The 21,168-nt window shown below is 69.9% G+C and carries 18 protein-coding genes and 1 pseudogene; 7 read left to right on the top strand and 12 right to left on the bottom strand.

Annotated elements, in window-relative coordinates; translation table 11 throughout:
* Positions 1–62 precede the first annotated feature (62 nt).
* Both H305_RS0103685 and clpB read right to left on the bottom strand, forming a co-directional pair.
* The gene (locus tag H305_RS0103685) at positions 63–593 is read right to left on the bottom strand and encodes a YbjN domain-containing protein (protein WP_028799227.1); all 531 of its coding nucleotides are present in this window, start codon (positions 591–593) and stop codon (positions 63–65) included.
* Positions 594–832: 239 nt separating this feature from the next.
* The gene (gene clpB / locus H305_RS0103690) at positions 833–3,430 is read right to left on the bottom strand and encodes an ATP-dependent chaperone ClpB (RefSeq protein ID WP_028799228.1); all 2,598 of its coding nucleotides are present in this window, start codon (positions 3,428–3,430) and stop codon (positions 833–835) included.
* A gap of 131 nt (positions 3,431–3,561) precedes the next feature.
* On the opposite strand from clpB, the gene H305_RS0103695 reads away from it, so the two are divergent.
* Positions 3,562–3,975: a pyridoxamine 5'-phosphate oxidase family protein gene (locus H305_RS0103695; RefSeq protein ID WP_028799229.1), complete on the top strand. Its 414-nt coding sequence runs from the start codon at positions 3,562–3,564 to the stop codon at positions 3,973–3,975.
* Between the two features lie 134 nt (positions 3,976–4,109).
* Here H305_RS0103695 and H305_RS0103700 read toward each other — a convergent pair whose 3' ends face one another.
* Entirely contained in the window at positions 4,110–4,445 is a 336-nt protein-coding gene (locus H305_RS0103700; protein WP_028799230.1) for a hypothetical protein, read from the bottom strand.
* Positions 4,446–4,825: 380 nt separating this feature from the next.
* On the opposite strand from H305_RS0103700, the gene H305_RS0103705 reads away from it, so the two are divergent.
* Together H305_RS0103705 and H305_RS0103710 are read left to right on the top strand one after the other, a co-directional pair.
* Positions 4,826–5,770 (top strand): hypothetical protein, encoded by a 945-nt coding sequence (locus H305_RS0103705; protein WP_037762251.1) that lies wholly within the window; start codon positions 4,826–4,828, stop codon positions 5,768–5,770.
* Entirely contained in the window at positions 5,771–6,772 is a 1,002-nt protein-coding gene (locus H305_RS0103710) for a helix-turn-helix transcriptional regulator (RefSeq protein WP_028799232.1), read from the top strand.
* On the opposite strand, the gene H305_RS0103715 is transcribed toward H305_RS0103710, so the two are convergent.
* Positions 6,726–7,769: a helix-turn-helix transcriptional regulator gene (locus H305_RS0103715; protein WP_028799233.1), complete on the bottom strand. Its 1,044-nt coding sequence runs from the start codon at positions 7,767–7,769 to the stop codon at positions 6,726–6,728. The genes H305_RS0103710 and H305_RS0103715 overlap by 47 nt on opposite strands.
* Before the next feature lie 385 nt (positions 7,770–8,154).
* Between H305_RS0103715 and H305_RS44350 the strand changes: the two are divergent.
* A pseudogene (locus H305_RS44350) lies at positions 8,155–8,591 on the top strand (helix-turn-helix domain-containing protein); the annotation flags it as partial.
* On the opposite strand, the gene H305_RS0103725 reads toward H305_RS44350, so the two are convergent.
* The 7 genes from H305_RS0103725 to H305_RS44355 form a co-directional block, all read right to left on the bottom strand.
* Positions 8,569–9,060 (bottom strand): hypothetical protein, encoded by a 492-nt coding sequence (locus H305_RS0103725; RefSeq protein ID WP_234020619.1) that lies wholly within the window; start codon positions 9,058–9,060, stop codon positions 8,569–8,571. The pseudogene H305_RS44350 and the gene H305_RS0103725 overlap by 23 nt on opposite strands.
* Positions 9,061–9,184: 124 nt before the next feature.
* Positions 9,185–10,321 (bottom strand): sugar ABC transporter substrate-binding protein, encoded by a 1,137-nt coding sequence (locus tag H305_RS0103730; protein ID WP_037762256.1) that lies wholly within the window; start codon positions 10,319–10,321, stop codon positions 9,185–9,187.
* Between the two features lie 551 nt (positions 10,322–10,872).
* On the bottom strand, positions 10,873–11,319 hold the full coding sequence (locus tag H305_RS0103735) for a heat shock protein transcriptional repressor HspR (RefSeq protein WP_028799237.1): 447 nt from the start codon (positions 11,317–11,319) through the stop codon (positions 10,873–10,875).
* A 5-nt stretch (positions 11,320–11,324) separates the two neighbouring features.
* A complete protein-coding gene (gene dnaJ / locus H305_RS0103740; RefSeq protein WP_028799238.1) occupies positions 11,325–12,503 on the bottom strand; it encodes a molecular chaperone DnaJ in 1,179 nt (392 codons plus the stop codon).
* Between the two features lie 33 nt (positions 12,504–12,536).
* Positions 12,537–13,199 carry a nucleotide exchange factor GrpE gene (grpE, locus tag H305_RS0103745; protein ID WP_028799239.1) on the bottom strand — a complete coding sequence of 221 codons (663 nt, stop codon included), beginning with the start codon at positions 13,197–13,199 and terminating at the stop codon, positions 12,537–12,539.
* Positions 13,196–15,046, bottom strand: a complete 1,851-nt coding sequence (gene dnaK, locus H305_RS0103750) for a molecular chaperone DnaK (RefSeq protein ID WP_028799240.1) — start codon at positions 15,044–15,046, stop codon at positions 13,196–13,198. Before dnaK ends, grpE begins: the two co-directional genes overlap by 4 nt.
* Before the next feature lie 172 nt (positions 15,047–15,218).
* Positions 15,219–16,385: a DUF7555 family protein gene (locus H305_RS44355; protein WP_063611246.1), complete on the bottom strand. Its 1,167-nt coding sequence runs from the start codon at positions 16,383–16,385 to the stop codon at positions 15,219–15,221.
* Positions 16,386–16,715: 330 nt separating this feature from the next.
* Here H305_RS44355 and H305_RS0103760 point away from each other — a divergent pair, with 330 nt between their 5' ends.
* Positions 16,716–19,007, top strand: coding sequence for a (Fe-S)-binding protein (locus H305_RS0103760; RefSeq protein ID WP_028799241.1), 2,292 nt, complete (start codon positions 16,716–16,718; stop codon positions 19,005–19,007).
* Positions 19,008–19,069: 62 nt separating this feature from the next.
* Here the strand turns inward: H305_RS0103760 and H305_RS44360 are convergent, their stop codons facing one another.
* Complete coding sequence (locus H305_RS44360; RefSeq protein ID WP_420708012.1) at positions 19,070–19,255, bottom strand: hypothetical protein; 186 nt, start codon at positions 19,253–19,255, stop codon at positions 19,070–19,072.
* Between the two features lie 87 nt (positions 19,256–19,342).
* Here H305_RS44360 and H305_RS0103770 point away from each other — a divergent pair, with 87 nt between their 5' ends.
* Both H305_RS0103770 and H305_RS0103775 read left to right on the top strand, forming a co-directional pair.
* A complete protein-coding gene (locus tag H305_RS0103770; protein WP_107439949.1) occupies positions 19,343–19,588 on the top strand; it encodes a GntR family transcriptional regulator in 246 nt (81 codons plus the stop codon).
* Between the two features lie 126 nt (positions 19,589–19,714).
* Positions 19,715–21,016: an FG-GAP repeat domain-containing protein gene (locus tag H305_RS0103775; protein ID WP_107439950.1), complete on the top strand. Its 1,302-nt coding sequence runs from the start codon at positions 19,715–19,717 to the stop codon at positions 21,014–21,016.
* The last annotated feature ends 152 nt before the right edge of the window (positions 21,017–21,168 follow it).

Genomic DNA, 21,168 nt, shown 5'->3' on the forward strand with positions numbered 1-21,168 from the left:
TGCCCCGGGCCCGGACCGGAGGGGCCGGACGGAGCGGACGGGCCGAAGGAGGGGGCGGAGGACTACTCCTCGCCGTCCTCGGGCTTGTCCGCCTCGTTGATCTCCTGCTCCAGGCCGAGCTGCTCGACGAGCCACTTGTCGAACTCGATGGCGGCCCGCACCCAGCTGACCGTGGAGGACACGAAGTGCTCCAGGCTGACGCCGGTGCCGATCAGCATCTGCGCCTCGCCGATCAGGCGGACGGTGCCGTCGTCGTGGGTGTGGCTGTAGACCTTGGGCCACAGCGTGCGGCGGTTCCAGTCGTCGATGGACTCCAGCAGCGCGGGCTTCTCGTCGATCTGGTGCGGCCGGTCGTAGAACGTCCGCACCGAGAAGACCTGCTGGTCACCCTCGCCGCGGAACATGAAGTACGTACGGAACTGCTCCCACGGCGCCGCGAGGTCACCCTCTTCGTCGACGACATACTTCAGCTCCATCTGGTCCAGGAGCTGCTTCACGAGGTCCTGATCCGGGACCACGGGGCCCGCCGGCCCTTGGGGCTGCGGCTCGGGCTGGCCCCCGAAGTTCGGAATCGAGGACGGGTCGATGCTCACCGTGTATTTCCCTTCGTACGGATGCTGTCATCCTCTCCCATCCGGGGCGGGGAGTGGCAACCCCTGGCCGGTCCTTCCGCCGGTGGCTGACAAGATCCGGACACGGCCCCGCCCCAGGCCGGCATGTTCCGGTCATGAACGTGGGGACCGGGGCGCGGCAGGGACGCCCGGGCATCGCGTACGAGGGCGGGGACACCGCCCCCGTACGAGGGCCCACTGGTCGTGGGCCCCCGGAAGGGTCACAGAGTCTTGCCGGTCGCCGGTCCCACGATCAGACCGTCGCCGAACTGGTCCACGCGGACCGTGTCCCCGTCCTTGACCTCGCCCGCGAGGATCTCCCGGGCGAGCCGGTCCCCGATGGCGGTCTGGACGAGGCGGCGCAGCGGGCGCGCGCCGTACGCCGGGTCGTTGCCCTCGGCGGCCAGCCAGGCCAGCGCCGCCTCGGTGACCTCCAGGCCGAGCCGGCGGTCGGCCATCCGCTTGGCGAGCCGGTCGATCTGGAGCCCGGCGATGCGCTTGAGCTCCTCCTCGTCGAGGGCGGAGAACACCACCAGGTCGTCGAGCCGGTTCAGGAACTCCGGCTTGAAGGAGACCCGCACGGTCTCCAGCACCTGCTGCTTCTTCACCTCTTCGGAGGTCGTCGGCTCCACGAGGAACTGGCTGCCCAGGTTCGAGGTGAGGATCAGGATGGTGTTGCGGAAGTCGACCGTGCGTCCCTGGCCGTCCGTCAGCCGTCCGTCGTCCAGCACCTGGAGGAGGACGTCGAAGACCTCCGGGTGCGCCTTCTCGACCTCGTCGAGCAGCACGACGCTGTACGGGCGCCGGCGCACGGCCTCGGTGAGCTGGCCGCCCTCCTCGTACCCCACGTAGCCGGGCGGGGCGCCGACGAGCCTGGCGACACTGTGCTTCTCGCCGTACTCGCTCATGTCGATGCGGACCATGGCCCGCTCGTCGTCGAAGAGGAAGTCGGCCAGGGCCTTGGCCAGTTCGGTCTTGCCGACGCCCGTCGGGCCGAGGAAGAGGAAGGAACCGGTCGGGCGGTCCGGGTCGGCGATGCCCGCGCGGGTGCGGCGCACGGCGTCCGACACGGCCCGCACGGCCTCCGTCTGGCCGATGAGCCGCCGGCCCAGCTCCTCCTCCATGCGCAGCAGCTTCTGCGTCTCGCCCTCCAGGAGCCGTCCGGCGGGGATGCCGGTCCAGGAACCCACGACGTCGGCGATGTCGTCGGGGCCGACCTCCTCCTTGACCATGGTGTCCTTGGCGGCCTCCTCCTCGGCCTCGGACGCCTCCTCCAGGTCCCGCTCCAGGGCCGGGATCTCGCCGTAGAGCAGCTTGGACGCGGTGTCGAAGTCGCCGTCGCGCTGGGCGCGCTCGGCCCGGCCGCGCAGGTCGTCCAGCCTCTCCTTCAGCTCACCGACGCGGTTGAGGGACTGCTTCTCCTTCTCCCAGCGTGCGGTCAGACCGCGCAGCTCCTCCTCCTTGTCGGCGAGGTCGCGGCGCAGCTTCTCCAGGCGCTCCTTGCTGGCGGCGTCGGTCTCCTTGCCGATCGCCAGCTCCTCCATGCGGAGCCGGTCCACGGCGCGCTGGAGTTCGTCGATCTCGACGGGGGACGAGTCGATCTCCATGCGGAGCCGGGAGGCGGACTCGTCGACGAGGTCGATGGCCTTGTCGGGCAGGAAGCGGGAGGTGATGTACCGGTCGGAGAGGGTCGCGGCGGCGACCAGCGCGCTGTCGGCGATCTGGACCTTGTGATGGGCCTCGTACCGGCCCTTCAGGCCGCGCAGGATCGCGATGGTGTCCTCGACGGTCGGCTCGGCGACCAGTACCTGCTGGAACCTGCGCTCCAGCGCGGGGTCCTTCTCGATCCGCTCGCGGTACTCGTCGAGGGTGGTCGCGCCGACCATGCGCAGCTCACCGCGCGCGAGCATCGGCTTGAGCATGTTGCCGGCGTCCATGGCGGAGTCTCCGCCGGCACCCGCGCCGACGACGGTGTGCAGCTCGTCGATGAAGGTGATGATCTGCCCGTCGGAGTCCTTGATCTCGGCGAGGACCGTCTTCAGCCGCTCCTCGAACTCGCCGCGGTACTTCGCGCCCGCAACCATGGCGCCGAGGTCGAGCGCGACGAGCCGCTTGTTCTTGAGCGACTCGGGGACGTCGCCCTTGACGATCCGCTGGGCGAGCCCCTCGACGACGGCGGTCTTGCCGACGCCGGGCTCACCGATGAGGACCGGGTTGTTCTTGGTGCGGCGGGACAGCACCTGCACGACGCGGCGGATCTCCTGGTCCCGGCCGATGACCGGGTCGAGCTTCCCTTCGCGCGCCGCGGCGGTGAAGTCGGTACCGAACTTTTCGAGCGCCTTGTACTGGCCCTCGGGATCCGGAGTCGTCACCCGGCGCCCTCCCCTGGTCTTCTGGAACGCCTCAAGGAGCTTCTTGGCACTGGCGCCCTGCCGGGAGAGTACGTCGCCGGTCTGGCCACCCTTCGCGGCGATGCCGATCAGCAGGTGCTCGGTGGAGAGGAACTCGTCTCCGAGCTCCTTCGCGCGCGCGGCGGCGTCGGCGATGACGGCGAGCAGCTCACGGTTGGGCTGCGGCGGAGCGACGGTGGACCCGGTCACGCTGGGCAGGCCCGCGAGGACGCGTTCGGTGCCGGAGCGGACGGAGGGCTGGTCCGCGTCGACGGCGACCAGCAGATCGATGATGTTCTCGTTGTCCTGCCCCTCCAGCAGAGCGAGCAGCAGGTGGGCGGGGGTGAGGTCCGGGTGCCCCTCGGACACGGCACGGCTGGTTGCCGCGTTGATCGCGTCCCGGCTCCTGTTGGTCAGCTCGGCGTCCACGTTCGCTTTCTCCTCCTGGTCTTACCGACCGTCTACCTGACCCGTCCAGCGTACACAAAGTTGAGTCTATTCCACTCAAGGGCGACCGCGGAAGCGGAGCGGGCCCCGCCGAGGAAGTAGATTCGGGTCTCATGGCTTCGTATCCGGTGGACCCGCGGCAGCCCGACGCCGCCTACCTCAGCTTCTGGCGCGAACGGCACCTGTGCACGCTCACCACGCTCCGGCCCGACGGCGGACCGCACGTGGTGCCCGTCGGAGTGACATACGACCCCGGCGCCGGTCTCGCTCGGGTGATCGCCAACAAGTCCAGCGCCAAGGTGCGGCACGTGCTCGCGGCGGGGGCGGACGGGGCGCGCGTCGCGGTCTGCCAGGTGGACGGCCGCCGCTGGGCCACGCTGGAGGGCCGGGCCACGGTGTCGGTGGAGCCGGCGCGCATCGCGGAGGCGGAGCGCCGGTACGCGGAGCGCTACGGGCGCACCCCGTCACCCAACCCGTCACGGGTGGTCATCGAGATCGCGCTCACCTCGGCGATGGGGCGCGGCTGATTCCGGCCTCTGTCGGTATCCGTCGACACCAGGAGATTTCGGGTGAAACTGCAGCGGCGTCACCGTGTTCAGGTCACGGTGACGCCGCTGCGGGGGGAAGTACCTGAGCGATCTACTACGACGGGGGAATCGCGTCAGGCACTGCGGGGGGTGGCTGCAATCGTCTGTACGTCCGGCTCATCCGGTTCGGCCAGCCGGTGGTCACGCTGGTCGAGGTTCACAAAGATCATTCCGTATCGGATGGCGCACCGCACCGGCTGCGGCGCCCCCCGAGGTCGTCGCAGACAGCGGTACGCCCGTACGTCCTCGTCCTCGTCCCGCGTGACCACCACGGGCTCTCCGAACACGGTCACCATCAGCGAGTCACCGCTGTGGGGGATGGCGGTGGCCAGGTCGATGAAGTGCCAGCCGGAGCGGTAGGCCGTGGCCATTTCGCGGCGGAACGAGCGGTCGTCGGGAGGAGTCGTCATCAGTCAGCCCCATGTGCTGTCATCTGCGCTGGTGGGAGAACCCACACCCCAGGTGCTGTCACCCGCGCGGGCGGCGGATGCCACCGACGGGCCCCAGGTACTGTCCGCCCTACTGTCACCCTTCGTACCGGCAAGGCCACTCAGTGCTCCGAAGGCCACGACGGCGGAGAAGGCGGCGACAAGCATCGAGCGAAGCATTCTCTTACGCATAGTCGGCTTCGTCCTCACTTGAAGGTCTCCTCTTCCCCCGTCGTCTACGACGATGGCTCATTCGGGCACGTCATGGCCACACAATCGATGCATCATGTTCCTGCACGTTCAGGACCCTGGGGGGTGGAGATTTGGCAACAAATGGGACTAGAGGGATACATCCCCATGCGGTGACCCAGCTGTGCGAGGACGGAAGCCGTCTCTACGCGAATGCTCTGCGCACGGGACGGATCGCCCGCGCAGACGTGGAATCCGCTCCCTGCCTGATGGAGTTCGCACTGCTGCACCCCGATCCCGACGACGCCAACTGGTTGCGTCCCGTACCACCGTCCATCGCCCTGGCCCAACGCCTCAACCCCATAGAGCACGAGATCACCGAAGCCCGGCGCTTGTCGATCGAACTTGCCGATGCATTCGAGCCGTTCATGACGCTCAGCGCCCAGGCCACGGCGACCACGCACTCCATCACCGTGCTGGAAGGCTTCGACCGGATCAACGCGGCACTCGATCTGGCCACGGCACAGTGTCAGAACGAGATGCTCACGGTCCAGCCCAGTGGCCGCCGCCTGGAGCACACACTCGTCCAAGGGCTGGAACGCGACAGGCCTTTGACCGACCGCGGAGTCAGCATCCGGACCCTCTACCAGCACACGGCCCGCTACAGCCCCGAGACACAGGCCTACGTCGATCAGTTCTCCAACGGCAAGGTGGAGTACCGCACTATCGACGAGCTCGTCGAGCGGCTGATCATCTGCGACGAGACCGTGGCCTTCATCCCCACCCGGGACGACCGACAGGTCGCCCTGGAACTGCGCCACCCGGGACTCGTCCGCTATCTGGTCAAGGTCTTCGAGTTCATGTGGGATCGCGCCGTCCCGCTGAACGCCGGCGCCCCCTACGAAACCGCCCCCGACGGCATCACGGAGATCCAGCACTCCATCGCCAAACTCCTGGTGGAGGGCCACGTCGACGAGGCCATCGCGCGCCGCCTGGGCATGAACGTCCGCACCTGCCGCGCCCACATAGCCAAGCTGGCCACCGCCCTCGGCAGTGGCAGTCGCGCCCAACTCGGCTTCCTGATAGCGCAGTCGGGGATCCTGGACCAGGATCACTGAATGCCGGCGGAGGAACCGACGACGGGGCACCGGCCACACGGCCTGGAGGACCTGTGCGAGGCAGGTACGGCCCTGTACGCGCGGGCCCTGCGCGAAGGACGCGTGCCCGGGGCGGACGCCCGTGCCGTGCCCTGCCTCGTCGACCTCGGCCTCCTGCACCCGCACGTCGGGGACCCACGCTGGATGGAACCGGTCTCCCCCGCCGTCGCCCTGCATCGGCAGCTACGCGTGGTGGGGGACCGCATCGCGGACGAACGGCGGCGCGAGGAGCGGCTGGCCGAGGTGTTCGAGCCGCTCATGCGCATCGAGGGGGTCCGTACCGCGTCCGAGACGCCGCCGATCAGCCTCCTCAGCGGCAAGGAACAGATCAACCTGGCCATCACGCAGGCCATGTCCGAGGCCACCGAACTCCTCACCGTGCAGCCGTACGTCTCGCACGTCGGCCCACCCCCGCAGATCCACGACCGGGCGATACGGCGCGACCAGGCGCTCCTGGACCGCGGCGGCCGCATCCGCACGCTCTACCAGCACACGCTGCGCCACGCGCCCACCGTCCTTGCCCGGTACGAATGGCTGACCGGGGACGTGGAGGCCCGCACGCTCGACGAGGTCATCCATCTGCTGATCGTCATCGACCGGACCGTGGCCTTCATCCCGGCCAGCAAGGACAACACGCTCGGTCTGGAAGTGCGGCATCCAGCCCTCGTCCAGCACTTCGTCACCACCTTCGACCGCTTCTGGCGCCTGGCCGCCCCCATGTACCCCAAAGCCGCCCCGCAGCCCTCCGTGGACGGCGTCACGCCCCGCCAACGTGCCATCGCGAGCCTGCTCGTCGAAGGGCACACCGATGCCGTCGTCGCCGACCGCCTCGGCCTGAACGTCCGCACCGCCCGCGTCCACATCGCCAAGCTCGCGGCCTTCCTGGGCAGCGAGAGCCGGGCCCAACTCGGCTACCTCATCGGGCAGTCGGGGATTCTGGAGCAGAAAGACCAGGGGCGGTGACCGTCTGGAGCTCCGCAGAGCGCGGCGGGCCGTCCAGGCCCGCCTGGGCGATGCGAACGCCGAGCTGGGTGCGGCTGGCCGCGCCCAGGGTCTCCGAGAGCCGGGCGATGTGCGCCCGGCAGGTCCGCACGCTGATGCCCAGCCGCTCGGCGACCACCGCGTCCTGGTGGCCCTCCGCCAGCAGGGCCGCGATCGAGCGTTCCCGGTGGGTGATGCCCTCGATGCCCGTCGAGGGCAGCGGCGAGGCCAGCGGGATCGCCAGCCGCCACAGCCGCTCGAACACGGTCACCAGGTAGTCCACCAGCGCCGGATGACGCAGCTCCAGCGCGATCGTGCGGTCCGGGTTCGCCGGGATGAAGGCGACCCTGCGGTCGAAGAGGATCAGCCGCTCGACGACCTCGTCGAGCGTGCGGGCCTCCGCCGAATCACCCATCAGCTCCATGTAGTTGAGCAGGCCCTGGCCGTGCCGGGCGACATGCGTGTACAGGTCGCGCATCCGCACGCCCCGGCGGCGCATCTCCAGCGCCCGGTGCAGGCCCTCCGACAGCTCGTCCTCGCGCCGGATGCCGCCCGGCTGCACCGTCAGGACCTCGCTCGTGCACTCCTCGGTCGCCTTGTCCATGGCGGCCCGGATGCGCGGCAGGCCGTCGAGGACGCGGATCGCCACGCCCTCGGCCGGGTCCCGGACGCGTCCGCCGAGCCCCGCGTACCACTCGAAGGCGGACACCGCGTCGCCGACGCGCGCCTGGCTCGCGCTGACTTCCTCGTACACCCCGCGCAGCAGCCGGGTCATGACCTCCTGCGGCGAGGTCGGCACCAGCCAGCCCATGTCGTCGGGGTCGGGGTGCAGCAGCGCGAGCTCCAGGAGGCAGGGCACCGCCTGCGCGTCCTCGCGGGGCACACGTCCGCGCCGCACAGCACGGGAGTACACCCGGTCGCCGGCCTCGCACAGTCGGTCAGCGCCGTGCGGATGCATGTCCGTCCCGTGCCCGGCCATCTCCCACCCCTGGCTCCAGCCCCTTCTGCGGCAGGCCGTCTTCGCGCCTTCCGCAGCGCAACTATGCGCGGAGCGGACCGGCATCGCAACACGGCTGTACCCTCCGCACGCGCCTTTTCGCCCGCCTTGATGACGGAACATCCCCACCTCAGCCACCGGCCCTTGCAACAAGCTGTCGGTGGTGGAGCCCGCGGCCACACAGGACGCACGGGGACTTCGGCGGCGGTCCGCACATGGCTGAATTCGCGCTCTTTGCATGGGAGTTCCCGCTGCGCGCACGGATCACGGGGTTCACCGGCGCACCCGGCGCCGGCACGTACAGGCCGGCCGAGGCGAGGGCGACGAAGAGATGGAGCAGTGGCCCCGCGACGAGGACGACCCCCGGACGCCGGACGACACGAGCGCCGAGCGGGGCCGTCTTCCCGCCGCCCTGCGCGACCGGTTGAGGGCCTCGCCCCAGGAGCCGCTGCGGCTGCCCGCCCCGGCCGACCCCCGTCTCGTGCTCTCGTCCACGACAACCCCGCGGAGCCGCGCACCCTGGCCGGACTCGGCGCCGCGACCGGGGCCGGCGAACGCACGCTCAGCCGCCTCTTCCGCTCGGAGCTGGGCATGACCTTCCCGCAGTGGCGCACGCGGTCGCGGCCGTGTCACGCCCTGCGGCTGCCGGCCGACGGCGTCCCGGTCACCACCGTGGCGCACCGCTGCGACCGGTCCTCGGCGGGCGCCTTCATCGAGGGCTTCCGCCGGGCCTTCGGCCGCACGCCCGGTGCCGGTGGCCGGGACGCCCGGCGGGCCGCGGTCACCCGGAGGCCCAGCTCCTGAGCAGGGCCTCGCGGGCGGGGCGCCAGGGCGTCGCTCCGGCGCCGTCCGTGCGTCCCCACTCCAGCAGCCGGTCCACGTCCACCGTGCCGTCCACGAGCCGCTCCAGCAGGTCGACGGAGAGCTCGTACTCGGACTGGACGTAGCCGCCGACGGCCGAGCCGTACACGGTCAGCTCGGCCGTCTCCGTGTCCGTGCGGACGTGGACCTCGAAGGCGGGCGGGGTGTCGACGCCGCCCGTCGCCAGGTCGATGACCGTGTCGGCCACGCTGTTCACCAGCCAGCGCGTGCTGGACCGCACCGGGGCGTAGTGCACGGCGACACCGCGCACCTGCGGCCACGGCCAGAAGGCCTGCTGGTCCGTGCCCACGGCCTGGATCCCCTCGGCCGTGAGCCGCACACCGCGTGCGTGCCCCTCGGGCTCGGCGCCGAGGTACACGCTCTCCTCGGTGATCCAGAACAGGCCGATCATGGCCACGGGGTGCCTCCAGCGGGACGACGGCGGGACGACCGCACGGCGCCGGGTCCACGACGGCACCACGGCGTGCGGTCCCCCTGTGAGACACCCACGGGCCCGGATCGGTTCAGCCGTCGCCCTACTTGAGGCCGGCGGAGTTGCACGCCGCCTTGTACGCGGCCGTGCAGATCTGCTTGACGGTGTAGATGCCGTCCTGGATCACCGTGTCGTCGATGTTCTCCCTGGTGAGGTCGACGACGGGCACGAGCTGGGCCGGGATGCCCTTGTTCGTGGGGCTGTCGACCTTGTCGCGGGTGAGCGCGTCGAACTCGATCGACCGGCCCTGGACCTTCGCCACGGCCATCTCCGCGGCGGCGCTGGCCTCCTGCGGGTACGACTTGTAGACGCTCATGTACTGGTCGCCCTTGACGATGCGCTGCACCGCGTTGAGCTCTGCGTCCTGGCCGGTGACCGGGGGGACCTTGCTGACGCCGGCGGTCTTCAGGACGTCGATGACAGCGCCCGCGAGGCCGTCGTTGGCCGAGTAGACACCCGCGATGTTGTCGAGGCCGACCGCCGAGATGGCCCTCTCCATGTTCGCCTTGGCGTTGACCGGGTCCCAGTCGGTGGTGTCGTACGTCTTGGCGATGACAACCTTGTCCTTGAGCTCGGACAGGGCGCCCGCCTTGAACTGCGCGGCGTTCGGGTCGGTGGGGGACCCGTTCATCATGATGATCTTCTTCGAGGTTGCGCTGCCGCTCTCGTCCTGGACCGCCTGGAGCAGGGCCTTGCCCTGGACCTCGCCGACGAGTTCGTTGTCGAAGGAGATGTACGCGTCGATGGGGCCCTGCGCCAGCCGGTCGTAGGCGATGACGGGGATGCCCGCGTCCTTGGCCTTCTTCACACCGGCGGCGATGGCCTTGGAGTCCACCGCGTCCACGAGGATCACGTCGACCTTGTCGTCGACCATCTGCTGGAGCTGGTCGTTCTGCTTGGCCGCGTCCTGCTGGGCGTTGGCGTAGGTGACCGTGCCCTTGTGGCTGGTGAGCTTCTCCACCGTCTCCTTGATGATCGGGTAGTCGAACCTCTCGTAACGGCTGTTCTCCTTCTCGGGGAGGAGCAGGCCCACCGTGATGTCGTCGCCCTTCGAAGGGCTGGCCTTGGTTCCGTCGCCGCCGATTCCGTCCACGACGCCGCAGCCGGCGACTGAGACGGCCATGGCGGACGAGGCCAGGGATATGACGGTACGACGCAGACGGGTGTTACGAGTGTTCACATCAGGTGCCTTCCGGGCGAGGTTGCAGCATTGCGACCCAGGTGGCTGAAAGCCAACGCGGCGATCACCTCAGCGTCAAGGAGTAACCACTTAACGAGATGGCAACGGCGTTCTGTGTTCCCCAAGTGAACACGATGGGAAGAGGGTACGCCCTCTCTTCCACCGATCCCCTCGGCTTCACCTTCTGACGTCCACGTCCGCACGGCCAACTTCCGTGGTCAGGGGCGCTGATCGGCCGGAAATCCACCCGTCCGCGACGGTCCGCAACCGCCCGCAGGAACACGTGGAACCGGCCAGAGGGACGGCGTCTGCGGCCTCTTCGCCCCTGCTCCCGCCACACCGGTCGGCCCGTTCACTTCTGCGGACGCAAACGCCGCCTTCGCGTTCAATTGCCGTATCCAGCCTACAAGTGGCATTCATCTGCGAAGACGGCATTCGCGGGCACACGGAAGAAGACGGACGACCGGGCACCGCACCGCCGCCGCGCTCCGGAGGGAACGACGCGAAGGGGCCCGGAGGTTCGACCTCCGGGCCCCTTCGCGGTGCTTGTCCTACTCGGGCTGGCGCTTCGGGCGCCACACCACCAGTGCGCTCGTCTGCTGGACCTCCTGATAGGGGACCAGGTCACGGCGGTAGGAGGCGTGGACGGCCGCCTCACGCTGCTGCATCGCCACGGCCGCGCCGTCCAGGGCCGACTGGAGCTCGGCGACACGGGACTGGAGCGCGGCGACCTGGTTCTCCAGTTCGATGATGCGCTTGATGCCGGCCAGGTTGATGCCCTCGTCCTGCGACAACTGCTGGACGGTGCGCAGCAGTTCGATGTCGCGTGCCGAGTAGCGCCGGCCCCGCCCCGCGGTGCGGTCGGGCGAGACCAGGCCCAGGCGGTCGTACTGGCGAAGCGTCTGCGGGTGCAGTCCGGAGAGCTGGGCCGCCACCGAGATGACGTAGACCGGAGTCTCCTCGGTCATTTCGTACGGGTTGCGTCGACGACCGTCCATCTCTTTCATGCTCCCTTCGCGGCCTGGAACAGCTCCGCCCGCGGGTCCTCGTCCGCGGTCGCCTCGCGATACGCCTCCAGGGCGTCACGCGCCTTGCCCGAGAGGTCGGTGGGGACCGACACCTCGACGGTCACCAGGAGGTCGCCCCGGGTGCCGTCCTTGCGGACCGCACCCTTGCCGCGGGCGCGCATGGTGCGGCCGTTGAGCGTGCCCGGGGGCAGCTTGAGGGTGACCGGCGGTCCGCCCAGTGTCGGGACGCGGACCTCTCCGCCGAGCGCCGCCTCCGCGAAGGTGACGGGGACGGTGACGGTGAGGTTGTCGTCCTTGCGGCCGAAAACCGGGTGGGCGTCGACGTGGACGGTGACGTACAGGTCACCCGCCGGGCCACCCCGTTCGCCGGGAGCGCCCTTGCCGCGCAGCCGGATCCGCTGGCTGTCACTGACTCCGGCCGGGATACGGACCTGCATGGTCCGGGAGGACTTGGCGCGCCCCGATCCGTTGCAGACCAGGCAGGCGTGCTCCGCGATCAGGCCGCGGCCCTTGCAGTCCGGGCAGGGGTCGGTGAGCGAGAACCCGCCGCCCGAACCCCGCGCGACCTGGCCGGTGCCGACACAGGTCGGGCACACGCGCGGCGTGCCGTTCTTGTCGCCGGTGCCCGAGCACGCCTTGCAGGGCGACTGCGAGGTCATGCGCAGCGGTACGGTCGCGCCGTCCACGGCTTCCGTGAAGCTCAGCGTGACCTCGGTGTCGATGTCCTGGCCGCGCCGGGGCTGCGTACGGGTGCCGGTGGTGGTGCCACCGCGGTTGAACAGGCCCCCGAAGACGTCGCCGATGCCGCCGCCGAAGCCCCCTGCGCCTCCGCCCTGGGCGCCGCCTCCGAAGAGGTCGCCCAGGTCGAAGTTGAAGGAGCCGCCACCGGCGCCGGGACCCGGCCGGAAGCCGCCGTTGCCGAAGAGGGCGCGTGCCTCGTCGTACTCCTTGCGCTTCTTGGGGTCGCCGAGCACGTCGTTGGCCTCGGAGATCTCCTTGAAGCGCTCCTCGGCCTTGGCGTTGCCCTTGTTGGCGTCCGGGTGGAACTCGCGGGCGAGCTTCCGGTACGCCTTCTTGATCTCGGCCTCGGTGGCGTCCTTGGGGACGCCGAGGACCTTGTAGAAGTCCTTCTCGATGAAGTCCTTGGTGCTCATCCTCGACGTCCCTCCTTCCTCATGCGTTCAACGTCAGCCCTCGTCCGGGCCACCGTTCTCCTTGTCGTCGGCGGTCTCCGCGGATTCCGACGATTCCGCCTTGACCGTCTGGGCCCCCGGCTGGGGTTCGGCGACGGCCACCCGCGCGGGGCGGATGGTGCGTTCGCCGATGCGATACCCAGGCTGCAGAATCGCCACGCACGTCGTCTCCGTGACGTCCGGCGCGTACGAGTGCATCAGGGCCTCGTGGATCGTCGGGTCGAAGGGCTCGCCCTCCTTGCCGAACTGCTGGAGCCCCATCTTCGCCGCGACGGTCTCCAGCGACTCGGCCACCGACTTGAAGCCGCCGACCAGTTCGCCGTGTTCCCGCGCGCGGCCGATGTCGTCGAGCACGGGCAGGAGCTCGGTCAGGAGGTTCGCGATGGCGATCTCCTTGACCGCGATCCGGTCGCGCTCGACCCGGCGGCGGTAGTTCTGGTACTCGGCCTGCAGCCGCTGGAGGTCCGCCGTGCGCTCGCCGAGCGCCGTGCGCACCTGGTCCAGCTGGGCCGTCAGGCCCGCCGTCCGGTCGGCTGTTGCCGCGTCCCCGGCCGGGGCCGCCCCCTCTTCGGGGGCGGCCGTCGGCTCGGCGTCGTCAGGGGTGGCGCCGGAGGGGACGTCAGGCTTCTCGTCGAAACCCGGGGTCTCCTCCGTCACGCGGCACCGTCCTTACGGTCCTCGTCGACGATCTCGGCGTCGACGACGTCGTCGTCGGCCTTGGCCTGCTCGGCACCCGGGGCGCCCTCGGCTCCGCCGGCGGCCTGCGCGGCCTGGGCATCGGCGTACATGGCCTGGCCCAGCTTCTGCGAGACGGCGGCGACCTTCTCGGTGGCCGTGCGGATCTCGGCGGTGTCCTCGCCCTTGAGCGCGGCCTTCAGCTCCTCGACGGACGCCTCGACCTCGGTCTTGACGTCACCGGGGACCTTGTCCTCGTTGTCCTTGAGGAACTTCTCCGTCTGGTAGACGAGCTGCTCGCCCTGGTTGCGGGTCTCGGCGGCCTCGCGGCGGGCGTGGTCCTCCTCCGCGTACTTCTCGGCCTCCTGGCGCATGCGGTCGACCTCGTCCTTCGGCAGCGAGGAGCCGCCGGTGACGGTCATCTTCTGCTCCTTGCCCGTGCCGAGGTCCTTCGCGGTCACGTGCATGATGCCGTTGGCGTCGATGTCGAAGGCGACCTCGATCTGCGGGACGCCACGCGGCGCCGGCGGCAGGCCGGTCAGCTCGAACATCCCGAGCTTCTTGTTGTACGCCGCGATCTCGCGCTCGCCCTGGTAGACCTGGATCTGCACGGACGGCTGGTTGTCCTCGGCCGTCGTGAAGATCTCGGAGCGCTTCGTCGGGATCGTGGTGTTGCGCTCGATGAGCTTGGTCATGATGCCGCCCTTGGTCTCGATACCGAGGGACAGCGGGGTCACGTCGAGGAGCAGGACGTCCTTGACCTCACCCTTGAGGACACCGGCCTGGAGGGCGGCGCCGATCGCGACGACCTCGTCCGGGTTCACACCCTTGTTGGCCTCGTTGCCGCCGGTCAGCTCCTTGACGAGCTCGGCGACGGCGGGCATACGGGTGGAGCCGCCGACGAGAACGACGTGGTCGATCTCGGACAGCTGGATGCCGGCGTCCTTGATGACGTTGTGGAACGGCGTCTTGCAGCGCTCCAGCAGGTCGGCCGTCAGCTGCTGGAACTGGGCGCGCGTGAGCTTCTCGTCCAGGTGCAGCGGGCCCTCGGCGGACGCCGTGATGTAGGGCAGGTTGATCGAGGTCTCGGTGGACGAGGACAGCTCGATCTTGGCCTTCTCGGCCGCCTCGCGGAGGCGCTGGAGGGCCATCTTGTCCTTGGACAGGTCCACGCCGTGACCGGACTGGAACTGCTTGACCAGGTAGTCGACGACACGCTGGTCCCAGTCGTCACCACCGAGGTGGTTGTCACCGTTGGTGGCCTTCACCTCGACGACGCCGTCACCGATCTCCAGGAGGGACACGTCGAAGGTGCCGCCACCGAGGTCGAAGACGAGAATGGTCTGGTCGTCCTTGTCCAGGCCGTACGCCAGGGCGGCGGCCGTGGGCTCGTTGACGATGCGCAGGACGTTCAGGCCCGCGATCTCGCCGGCCTCCTTGGTGGCCTGACGCTCGGAGTCGTTGAAGTACGCCGGGACGGTGATGACCGCGTCGGTGACCTTCTCGCCCAGGTAGGCCTCCGCGTCGCGCTTCAGCTTCTGCAGGATGAAGGCGGAGATCTGCTGGGGGTTGAAGTCCTTCCCGTCCAGGTTGATCTTCCAGTCCGTGCCCATGTGACGCTTCACGGAGCGGATGGTCCGGTCCACGTTCGTGACCGCCTGGCGCTTGGCGACCTCGCCGACCAGCACCTCACCGTTCTTCGCGAAGGCGACGACGGACGGCGTGGTCCTGGCACCCTCGGCGTTGGTGATGACGGTGGGCTCGCCGCCCTCCAGAACGCTGACGACGGAGTTAGTCGTGCCCAGGTCGATGCCGACCGCACGTGCCATTTCGATTCCTCCAGCAATGACTTGAGTGGAACGGACTCAAGTGTGCATGACCCTCGCGCCTGGGTCAACAGAGCTGAGTCGAGGACACTCAACTCTTATCTCTTCCCTACACGCAGGAGAGCCCTGAACTGCTGTTTCTCCGTACGGTAGCGGGCCGGCCGCATGGTCTCCGTCAGACACGGGCGTACGGATTCTCGTCCCGTCCGGCGCTCGCGGGGCCGCCGGGAGAGGGGACCGAGGGTCGCGGGGGAACACGGTCCGGGCGGGCCGGCCGCATCCGGCGGGTCTGCCGTGCCATACGTGTCTCCCGCGCGCCGCGCGAGCCGCACCTCTCCCGCGCGGCGCGCGCCGCGCGCCTCTCCCGCGCGCCGCGCGGATCACGCACGGGCCGCAGGCCGAACCCGGCGACGACGGCCGCGGCGGCCCCGGCCACCCACCACGCGGCGTCCGCGCCCGCCCACCCCAGGTCGATCAGCAGGCCCACCAGCGCCGCCGTGAAGGCCGCGGCGCCGAGGACGACCAGGCACCCCTGCGGGGTCAGCCCCAGCCGGCGCAGCCGATGGCCGAGGTGGTCGGGGCCGGGGCGCAGCAGCGGACGTCCGGCCCGTCGCCGCGAGACGAGGACGAGGACGGCGTCGGCGGTCGCCAGCGCCGTGAGCGCGAACCCGGCAGCGATCCCGGGGCCCGCCTCCCGCTCGGCATGCACCAGCACGGCCGCGGAGGCCAGCACGAACCCGGCGAACAGCGAGCCGCACCGACCCGGCACGATCCGCGCCGGGTGCCAGCCGTGCATCAGGAACCCGGTGAGGGCGGCGGCCAGCACGCTGAGCAGCGCCGCGAGCCCGTCCATGACCTCGGCGGCCGCGCACCCGGCGAGCGCGAACGCGGTGACGACGCCGACGGTCCCCATCAGACCGTCGACGTGGTCGAGCGAGCCGAAGGCGTGCGTGACGAACACGATCCAGGCGACGGCCAGCAGGCCGGCGGGCAGCCCGAGGACGTCATAGGGCACGGTCAGCGCGGCGGCGGCGGTCACGGCGCAGACCCGCACGGCGAGCGGCACGGTCCACAGGTCGGCGGCCAGTCCCAGCGCGGCGAGCCCCAGCGCGGCGACCAGCAGCCGGACGGCCTCCGGGCCCAGCGGGGCGACGTCCGTCCAGTCCCCGACCGCGGCGACCAGCGCGGTGCCGGCCATGACGGCCACCCCGCCGAGCAGGGCGACCGGCCGGGCACGCCGTCGGTCGACCACCCCGAGGCGCAGGGCGATCGTCCGCAGCAGCGCGGCGAGCGCGGCGGTCAGGAGCAGGGCGGCGGTGGCGGCGGCGATCCCGTACAACACGACGAGAAATTTATGCCAGGCTGTCACAGTATCGTGTGATTAACACGACGGAGCGTCACGTGTTCCCGCGAACGGGCGAACCGGCCCGTGCCATCGCCCCCTGAAACAGGAAGGGGCGCAGGCGCCTCGCACCCGCGACACCGGGCCCGGAAGCGAGGAAGGGTGACACCGCCCTGTTCAGGCAACCCTCAGCGACGCAGATCACCGCACTCCTGGCTACAGTGCGGCGCTAGAAGTGGGTAGTCTCAGACGGACTGCATAAGTTACCGCTTAGTAATCACTTCGAGTGCACACTCGGAGCAACACCTCGCAGGCCCGAGGAGCCCCCAAATGCAACTCGCCGCGATCATCGTGTCGCTGGTCCTGACCGTGGTCGGCGTTGCGCTGCTCGCACGCGCCATCGGCCAGTTCGTCCGGTACTTCAAACTGGGTCAGCCGGTGCCCGCCGGCAGCCGAACCGACAACCCCTACCAGCGCAGCGTGACCCTGGTGCGCGAGTTCCTCGGTCACACGCGGATGAACCGCTGGGGCATCGTGGGCGTCGCCCACTGGTTCGTCGCCGTCGGCTTCCTGACGCTGCCGCCGACCCTGGCCCAGGCGTTCGGCCAGCTCTTCCGGGCCGACTGGGTGCTCCCGGTCATCGGCGACTGGCTCCCGTTCGAGATGTACACCGAGTTCATCGGCGCGATGACCGTGCTGGGCATCGCCGTCCTCATGGTGATCCGGCTGCTGAGCCTGCCCTCGCGGCCGGGCCGCAAGTCCCGCTTCGCGGGTTCCAAGGCGGGTCAGGCCTACTTCGTCGAGTACGTCATCCTCACCATCGGTCTGGCGATCTACACGCTGCGCGGCCTCGAGGGCGCGCTGCACCACGTCGAGGGCTACGAGGCCGGGTACTTCGCCTCGTACCCGCTGGTGGTGGCCTTCAAGGGGCTGGGCGTGAGCACGCTCCAGAACCTGGTCTACCTGGTCGCGATGATCAAGATCAGCGTGTCGTTCATCTGGATGATCGTGGTCTCGCTGAACACCAACATGGGTGTGGCCTGGCACCGCTTCCTGGCCTTCCCGAACATCTGGTTCAAGCGTGAGGCGACCGGCGGCACGGCGCTGGGCGGCCTGCAGCCGATGACCTCGGGCGGCAAGCCGATCGACTTCACCGACCCGGGCGAGGACGACGTCTTCGGTGTCTCCCAGGTCGAGCAGTTCTCCTGGAAGGGCCTGCTGGACTTCTCCACCTGCACCGAGTGCGGCCGCTGCCAGTCGCAGTGCCCGGCCTGGAACACCGGCAAGCCGCTCTCCCCGAAGCTGCTGATCATGTCGCTGCGCGACCACGCGCACGCCAAGGCCCCCTACCTGCTGGCCGGCGGCGGCAAGACCATGGAGGGCGAGGAGAAGGCGTCCGAGGAGCAGCTGAAGGACGTGCCCGCCGCGGCCCTCGCCGAGGCCGAGCGCCCGCTGATCGGCACCGCCGAGGCTGTGTCCGACAGCGGCTTCGCCACGGGCGGCGTCATCGACCCGGACGTCCTGTGGTCCTGCACCACCTGCGGCGCCTGCGTCGAGCAGTGCCCGGTGGACATCGAGCACATCGACCACATCGTCGACATGCGCCGCTACCAGGTGATGATCGAGTCCGCGTTCCCGTCCGAGGCGGGCACGATGCTCAAGAACCTGGAGAAGAAGGGCAACCCCTGGGGCCTGGCCAAGAAGCAGCGCCTCGAGTGGCTCAAGGAGCTCGACTTCGAGGTGCCGGTCGTCGGCAAGGACATCGAGGACCTCACCGAGGTCGAGTACCTGTACTGGGTCGGCTGCGCCGGCGCCCTGGAGGACCGGGCCAAGAAGACCACCAAGGCCTTCGCCGAGCTGCTGAACATCGCGGGCGTCAAGTTCGCGATCATGGGCGGCGACGAGAAGTGCACCGGTGACTCCCCGCGCCGTCTCGGCAACGAGCCCCTGTTCCAGGAACTGGCCATGGAGAACGTGGCGGCCCTGAACATGGCGTTCGGTGAGGATGACGAGGACGAGTCGACCAAGAAGCCAAAGTCGGCGAAGAAGATCGTCGCCACCTGCCCGCACTGCCTCAACACCATCGGCAACGAGTACCCGCAGCTCGGCGGCGACTACGAGGTCATCCACCACACCCAGTTGCTCCAGCACCTCATCGACGAGGGCAAGCTGCTCCCGGTCACCCCGGTCGAGGGTCTGATCACCTACCACGACCCGTGCTACCTGGGCCGCCACAACAAGATCTACACGCCCCCGCGCGAGATCATGTCCGCCGTCCCGGGCCTGCGTCAGCAGGAGATGCACCGCCACAAGGAGCGCGGCTTCTGCTGTGGCGCCGGTGGTGCGCGGATGTGGATGGAGGAGCGCATCGGCAAGCGCATCAACAACGAGCGGGTGGACGAGGCCCTCAGCCTCGACCCGGACATCGTCTCCACCGCCTGCCCGTTCTGCCTGGTCATGCTGACCGACTCGGTCAACGGCAAGAAGAACGACGGCAAGGCCAAGGAGTCCGTCCAGGTCGTCGACGTCGCCCAGCTGCTCCTCGACTCCGTCAAGACGCCGGTCGACCCGGCCGGCGAGGCGGAGACGGAGAGCGCGCCGGAGCCGGAGCCGGTGAAGTAACCGGCCCGATCGGTACGACCGACGCCCCCTGCCCCACCGGCGGGGGGCGTCGCCGTTCCCGGTCATTTCAAGTGGTCCAGCCTTCGGCCGCGGCTCTCGGCGACGCGAAGTGCGACCAGGAGGGCCTCTGTCAGGCGCTCGGCGAGGAAGCGGAGTTCGCCCGGTGGGCTGTCCGGGAGCATGCTGTGGGCATGCGCGAGGAGTTCCGCGCCCATGCCGAGCTGGATCGACTCCGTGGCATCGGCCAAGGGCGCACCCTACTGCGGTCTAGTGCCGTATGAGCGGCAAACTGTGAATCGCACAGAATGCTGTCGCCTGCGCATGGTGGTGCGGTGATGGAATTTGTTGCCGACATCCCCCGCTGGCGCCAGGTGGCCGAGGTGATCCGCCGCCGAATCGAGGACGGCACGTACCCGCCGCGCACGCGCATCCCGTCCGTCGTGGAGATCACCGCGGAGTTCGGCATCGCCGCCGTGACCGCACAGAAGGTGCACAAGGGCCTGCGGGCTGAAGGGCTCATCTACACCGAGCCGGGCCTTGGCTCATTCGTCGCCGAGCGGCCGTCCGAGCCTTCCGAGTAGGGCTGGGCGCAGGCCAGGGTCCAGACCCCCGCGTGACCCATCCCGCACGCCGCACCCCTTAACCCGCCGGTCGAAATACGTGCATGATGACCCGCGTTGTTGTCTTCGGGGCGGGTGAGGTGCGCGGTGAGCGGGCGAAGAGCGGGTACGCGGGTGGCGGCAGCCCTGGCGGTATGCGCCCTCGGGGGCGGCCTTCTCGCTGCCTGCGGCCCCGGCACGAACGCAGGGGCGGCCAAGCGCACCCCGGCACATGTCGCGGACGCCCCGGCCCAACTCCCCATCCCCCAGGGCAAGGGGGGCAAGGTCGCCGACGACTTCAACGGTGACGGGCACCGCGACCTGGTCCTGGGCGACCTCGTCAAGGAACAGAGCCACGCGGACGACGCGGGCATCGGCATCGTCTACGGCGGCGCGCGCGGACTCACGCCCGGCGCCCGGCAGTTGCTCAGCCCGAAGAAACAGGCCGCCCCCACCAAGGGCCGACTCCCCGCCGTCTTCGACGCGGAGGCGAGCTGCGACCTCGACAAGGACGGCTTCACGGATCTGGTCGTGTCGACCGACCCGCCGTACGACGGACAGGGGCAGCCGCCGGTCCCCCTCCAGATCCTCTTCGGCTCCCCGAAGGGCCTCACCGGCAGGGCGGTCAAGCTCGACGTCCCCGCGCAGGCACGTTTCGGCAACGACTGGGCCGACCAGCCCGTGTGCGGCGACTTCGACGGCGACGGCGCCGAGGACCTGGTGGTGCACGCCTCGGCGGGCCGACTCAGCTATCTGCGCGGCCCGTTCAGCCGCAAGGGCGCCCCGCGCAAGGCCGGTGCGCCGATCCCGTCGCCGGGCGAGGTCCCCACGGGTCCGGCCGCCGACGTGAACCGCGACGGATACGACGACCTGCTCGTCCGTACGGCGCAGGGCACGGGCACGTCGGCCGTGGTCCTCGGCGGACCGGACGGCCCCGCCCGCACGGGAGTCGTCCTGCCGGCCGGCATCGACGTGGCGTTCGGCCGCTTCGGCAAGGGCAAGGCGCTGGACGCCGCGGTGGGCTCCATGGGCGGAACGTCACTGCGCTACGACCTCCCCGGCGCCGCGCGCGGCAGCCTCGGCTCCCCCGGATCGATGCTCGACGCCGCCGACTTCGACGGGGACGGGCTGAGCGAACTCGTCTCCAGCGGCTCGGAGTTGCGGGTGTTCCAGGGGCGTGCGACGGGACTGTCGGCGAAGGGCATGGTGACCGTCGAGCCACCGGCCCGGGGCACCACACGCGTGCTGACGGTGGGCGACTTCGACGGGGACGGGCGGGCGGACCTGGCGGTGCAGACGTACCGGGGCGAGACCAGGGACACGGTCGCCGTCTATCCGGGGGCCGAGAAGGGGCTGGTCGCGGCGGAGCCGTCGGTCACGTTCTCCAGTTCCGAGTTCCTGGTGCGGTAGGGCCCCAAAATGCCTCTCTCGCCACAGAGACCTCAAAGATTTACCGAACTCACGTACAACCGCTGCCTGTCGGCGAAGGTCTTCTGATCACCGAACGCCCCTGCCTTGGTTGACGAACACCGGCGCAGGGGACGGTCGTACCCCACCGACTG

Source organism: Streptomyces sp. 142MFCol3.1 (assembly GCF_000424945.1).
Lineage (GTDB): Bacteria > Actinomycetota > Actinomycetes > Streptomycetales > Streptomycetaceae > Streptomyces > Streptomyces siamensis.